Source organism: Streptomyces sp. NRRL WC-3605, assembly GCF_001509795.1.
GTDB classification, from domain to species: Bacteria; Actinomycetota; Actinomycetes; order Streptomycetales; family Streptomycetaceae; genus Streptomyces; species Streptomyces viridochromogenes.
On the sequence record NZ_LLZN01000114.1, the window covers coordinates 1 to 4,141 of the forward strand.

1 protein-coding gene is annotated in these 4,141 nt (G+C 74.9%); it reads left to right on the forward strand.

Annotated elements, in window-relative coordinates; all coding sequences use genetic code 11:
- Positions 1-4,141, forward strand: a 4,141-nt coding sequence (locus ADL34_RS33515; protein ID WP_159039019.1) for a condensation domain-containing protein, incomplete at both ends; no start/stop codon positions are given.

Here is a 4,141-nt window from a genome sequence, read left to right on the forward strand (position 1 = left end):
GCGCGGCTATCTGGACGATCCGGGCCGGACGTCCACGACCTTCATCGCGGATCCGTTCGCGGGTTCGGGTGCGCGGATGTACCGCACGGGTGACCGGGTAGTGCAGCGTGGGGACGGGCAGCTGGAGTTCATCGAGCGCCGGGACCACCAGGTCAAGATCCGCGGACGCCGCGTCGAGACCGGTGAGATCGAGGCCGTCCTGCGCTCCCTGGAGAGCGTGGTCGACGCCGCCGTCGCCGTCCTGCCCGACGCCTCGGGCAACCCGCGCCTGGTCGGCTATCTGACCGGTCCCGGCGTCGACGCCGTCCAGGTCCGCCATGAGCTGGCCCAGCTGCTGCCCGCCTACATGATCCCGTCCACCTGGCTCGTCCTCGACGCCATGCCGCTCACCGCGAACGGCAAGCTCGACCGCAAGGCCCTGCCGCAGCCCGCGCTGGCCGGACAGGAGAGCCTGCGCGCTCCCCGTACCGAGCGGGAGCGCATCCTGTGCGGGATCTTCGGGGACGTCCTCGGCACCCCCGAGGTCGGCGTCGACGAGGACTTCTTCGCGCTCGGCGGCGACAGCATCCGGTCCATCCAGGTCGTCAGCCGTGCCCGCAAGGCCGGGCTCGCCCTCACCACCCGGGACGTCTTCGAGCACAAGACCGTCGCCGCGCTGGCCCGCGCCACCGGCGGCCCCGGCACCGCCGGGACACCCGAGCCGGACGACCGTGAGCCGGGCGTCGGACCGTACGAACTGACGCCGATCATGGGCCAGTTGCACGAGGACGTCCGCAGCCTGACCGGGCCGGTCGTCAAGTACAGCCAGCACGTCGTCGTGCACGTGCCCGCGGACCTCGGCGCCGAGGTGCTGGAGACCGCCCTGCACACCCTGGTCGACCACCACGACGCCCTGCGCACCCGGGCCACCGAGCCGTCGCCCGGCCTGTGGCACACCGAGGTGCTGGAACCCGGCGCCCTGGCCGGCGTGCGCCTCGTCGCGAGCGCCGAGGCGGGCGGCGCCGACGGCAAGGACCTGCTCGCGTTCGCCGAGCGGCAGGCCGCCGCCGCCCGCGCCCGGCTCGACCCGTCCGCCGCCGTCATGCTCCAGGCCGTGCTGATCGCACCGGCCCCCGGGGCGGGCACCGCGCTGCTCTTGCTGTGCGGTCACCACCTCGTCGTCGACGGCGTCTCCTGGCGCATCCTGCTGCCCGACCTGGCGGCCGCCTGCGCGGCCCTCACCGACGGGCGCACCCCCGCACCCGACCCGGTCGGCACCTCCTACCGCGCCTGGTCGCGCACGCTCGCCGACCAGGCCCGCACCGAGCGGCGCGGCACCGAACTCGCCCTGTGGCAGGGCATCCTCGACGGCCCCGACCCGCTCATCGGCACCCGCCGCCTCGACCCCGCCAAGGACGTGTACGGCACCCGCCGCACCCTCCGGCTGGAACTCGGGCCCGACGTCACCGGCCCGCTCCTCACCGAGGTGCCCGCCGTCTTCCACGCGGAGGTCAACGACGTCCTGCTCACCGGTCTCGCCCTGGCCGTCGCCGACTGGCGGCGCCGGCACGGCCGTGCCCCCTACGCACAGACCCTGATCGAGCTGGAGGGCCACGGGCGCGAGCAGCTCACCGACGACCTCGACCTGTCCCGCACCGTCGGCTGGTTCACCAGCGCCTTCCCGGTCCGTCTCGACCCGGGCGCCCTCGACTGGGACGAGGTGTGGGCGGGCGGCCCCGCGCTGTCCACCGCGCTGAAGCGCGTCAAGGAACAGCTGCGCGCCCTGCCCGACCGGGGCGTCGGCTTCGGCCTGCTGCGCTACCTCAACCCGCACGCCGCCCGCGTCCTCGCCCCCTACGCCCGCCCGCAGCTCGGCTTCAACTACATGGGCCGCTTCGACGCCCGCGAGGACCGGCTGTGGGAACCGGCGGGCGGCGACGGCGTCGTCGGCACCGGCGCCCACCCCGGTATGCCGCTGCCGCACCTCCTCGACGTCACCCCGGCCACCGAGGACCGCCACGACGGCCCCCACCTGATCGCCAACTGGGCGTGGGCCGGCCAGGTGGTCGCCGAGGAGGACGCCCAGGACATCGCCGAGACCTGGTTCCGTGCCCTGGACCTGCTGGTCCGGCACACCGCCGGGCCGGGCGCGGGCGGCCGCACCCCGTCCGACCTGCCCCTGGTCGACCTGACCCAGACGGAGATCGAGACGTACGAGAGCGAACTCGCCGCCGCCGGCACCGCCCTGGCCGACGTCCTGCCGCTCACCCCGCTCCAGCAGGGCCTGCTGTTCCACGCGGACTACGACAGCGCGACCACCGACGTCTACACCCTGCAGATCGTCGCCGAACTGGAGGGCGACCTCGACCCCGCCGTGCTGCGCGCCGCCGGTCAGACCCTGCTCGACCGGCACCCGAACCTGCGCGCCGCGTTCCGCGCCCGCGCCACCGGCGACCCCGTGCAGATCGTGCCCGGCCACGCCGAACTGCCCTGGCAGGAGACGGACCTGCGGGACCTGCCGGAACCGGAGCGCACCGCCGAGCTCGACCGGATCACCGAGGCCGAACGCACCCGTCGCTTCGACCTGACCTCCCCGCCGCTCCTCAGGTTCGCCCTGGTCACCCATGGCGAGGGACGGCACCGGTTCATCTGGACCAGCCACCACATCCTCGTCGACGGCTGGTCGATGCCCCTGCTGGTCCGTGAGCTGTTCGCCCTATGCCGTCCCGACGCGGACGCCACCCTGCTGCCCGACCCGGCCCCCTACCGCGCCTACCTGGCCTGGCTCGCCGCCCAGGACCGGGATGCGGCCCGGCGAGCCTGGCGGGCAGCACTGGAGGGCGTGGACGAGCCCACGCTGCTCGTGCCGGCCGACCCCGACCGCGCGCCCGCGCTGCCCGACACCGTGCACGCCGAGGTGCCGCGCGAGCTGACCGCCGCCCTGTCCGGCTGGGCCCGCGCCCGGGGACTCACCCTCAACACGGTCGTCCAGGGCTGCTGGGCGCTGCTCCTCGGCCGCCTCACCGGCCGCCAGGACGTCGTCTTCGGCGCCGTCACCTCGGGGCGGCCCGCCGAGGTGCCCGACGTCGAGTCGATGATCGGCATGTTCCTCACCACCGTCCCCGTCCGGGTCCGGCTGAGCCCCGGCACCACCCTCGCCGAGCTGCTGTCCACGCTCCAGGAGCAGCAGGCCGCGCTGCTGCCGCACGAGCACCTGGGCCTCGCCGACATCCACAAGGCCGCCGGACTCACCGGCGAGGTCTTCGACACCGTCGTCCTGTTCGAGAACTTCCCGCTGGACGCGGCCGGCACCGACGCCGGCTCCGACGGCACCCGGGTGCTGCGCACCGAGGCCAGGGACGCCCGCCACCACCCGCTGAGCATGGCCGTGTTCCCCGGCGAGTCCCTGCGGCTGCGGTTCGACTACGCGCCCGGCCTGTTCACCCGCGCCGACGTCGAACGCGTCGCCGTGATGTTCCGGCACCTCCTGCACACCGTCGCCGCCGACCCCGCGCTGCCGCTCGCCCGGATCGACGTCACCGCGCCGGCCGGCCTCGCCGGACCGGGGACACCCGGCGACCTCGGCGGACTGCTCGGCACCTGGGACCCCAAGATCCCCGAGGAGACCCTCGGCGTCGTGGAGCGGGTGCGCGCGGTCGCCGACCGCATCCCGGACGAGCCCGCCCTGACGGACGCCACGGGCACCCTCGGCTACCGGGAACTGGTCGAGACGTCCGGCGGGCTGTCCGCCCGGCTCACCCGGGACGGCGTGCGCACCGGCTCCGTGATCGCGATGCTCGCCGACCCCGGCGCGCCCTTCGTGACGGGCGTGCTCGGCGTGCTGGGCGCGGGCGGCGCCTATCTGCCGCTGGACCCGGCCGCCCCGGCGGCCCGCAACTCCGGGCTCCTGCGGGACAGCGGCGCCGGCCACCTCCTGGTGGGCCGGGCTTATGCGGCCCAGGCCCGCGAGATCGCCGGGGACGCCACGGTCCTCGTCCTGGAGGACACGCTGACCGACCGCGCCCTGCCGCCCACCGTCGGCGACGGTCCGGATCTCGCGTACGTGATGTTCACGTCGGGGTCGACGGGGCGTCCGAAGGGGGCGATGGTCCAGCGGTCGGGGATGGTGAACCACCTGTGGGCGAAGGTGCGGGATCTGGAG